The sequence below is a fragment of the Streptomyces sp. NPDC057486 genome (assembly GCF_042802415.1).
In the GTDB taxonomy this organism is placed as follows: Bacteria; Actinomycetota; Actinomycetes; order Streptomycetales; family Streptomycetaceae; genus Streptomyces; species Streptomyces yanii.
Window position 1 is genome coordinate 1 of record NZ_JBHVEE010000326.1, and the last position, 1,527, is coordinate 1,527.

At 70.1% G+C, this 1,527-nt stretch carries 2 protein-coding genes; both read right to left on the minus strand.

Annotated features, from left to right (window positions below; translation table 11 throughout):
- Nucleotides 1-939, minus strand: a 939-nt coding sequence (locus ACFU6I_RS48680) for an electron transfer flavoprotein subunit alpha/FixB family protein (protein WP_384381040.1), incomplete at its 3' end; no start/stop codon positions are given.
- Nucleotides 940-1,011: 72 nt separating this feature from the next.
- On the minus strand, nt 1,012-1,527 hold a 516-nt coding region (locus ACFU6I_RS48685; protein ID WP_384381043.1), incomplete at its 5' end, for an electron transfer flavoprotein subunit beta/FixA family protein.

The window sequence follows — 1,527 nt, forward strand, 5'->3', positions numbered from 1 at the left end:
TTCGGTGAGCTGGGGGACGACCTGGAAGAGGTCGCCGACGATGCCGTAGTCGACGAGGTCGAAGATCGGGGCCTCGGCGTCCTTGTTGATCGCGACGATGGTCTTGGAGGTCTGCATGCCGGCCCGGTGCTGGATCGCGCCGGAGATACCGGAGGCGATGTAGAGCTGCGGGGAGACGGACTTGCCGGTCTGGCCGACCTGGCTGGAGTGCGGGTACCAGCCCGCGTCGACCGCGGCGCGCGAGGCACCCACGGCCGCGCCGAGGGAGTCGGCGAGCGCCTCGATGAGTCCGAAGTTCTCCGCACCGTTGACCCCGCGGCCGCCGGAGACCACGATCGCGGCCTCGGTCAGCTCCGGGCGCCCGGTCGACTCGCGCGGGGTGCGGGAGAGAACCTTCGTGCCGGTGGCCTGCGCGGAGAACGAGACCGCCAGGGTCTCGACCGCACCGGCGGCCGGGGCCGGCTCGACGGGCGCCGAGTTCGGCTTGACCGTGATGACCGGGACACCGCGCGAGACACGGGACCTGGTGGTGAACGACGCGGCGAACGCGGACTGGGTGGCGACCGGACCGAGCTCACCGGCCTCCAGGTCCACCGCGTCCGTGATGATCCCGGACCCGATCCGGACCGCGAGCCGGGCCGCGATCTCCTTGCCCTCCGCGGACGACGGCACCAGCACCGCGGCCGGGGACACCGCATCGAACGCGGCCTGCAACGCATCGACCTTCGGCACGACCAGATAATCGGCGAACTCCGGCGCCTCGGCGGTCAGGACCCTGACCGCACCGTGCTCGGCGAGCACCGCCGCGGTGCCGGCCGCACCACCGCCCAGCGCGACCGCGACCGGGTCACCGATCCGGCGGGCCAGCGTCAAAAGCTCCAGAGTGGGCTTGCGGACGGCACCGTCCACGTGGTCGACATAGACGAGAACTTCAGCCATGGGACTTCAATCTCCTGCGCAAACGAAGGTGGGAGGATGAGAGGGACGTACGGGGCCGAACAGGCCGACCGGTCAGATGAACTTCTGGCCCGCGAGGAACTCGGCCAGCTGCTTGCCGCCCTCGCCCTCGTCCTTGACGATCGTGCCCGCCGTGCGGGCCGGACGCTGCGCCGCGGAATCCACCACGGTCCACGCACCCGCCAGACCGACCTCGCCCGCCTCGATCTCCAGGTCCTCCAGGTCCAGGGACTGAACCGGCTTCTTCTTCGCCGCCATGATCCCCTTGAACGACGGATACCGGGCCTCACCGGACTGGTCCGTCACCGACACCACCGCCGGCAGCGACGCCTGCAGCTGCTCACTGGCACTGTCACCGTCCCGACGCCCGGTCACCGTGCCACCCTCGACCCTCACCTCGGACAACAGCGTGACCTGCGGAACACCCAGACGCTCCGCCAGCACCGCCGGCAGCACACCCATCGTGCCGTCCGTCGACGCCATACCGCAGATCACCAGGTCGTAACCCGTCTTCTCGACCGCCCTCGCCAGCACCAGCGACGTACCGATCACATCCGTACCGTGCAGACC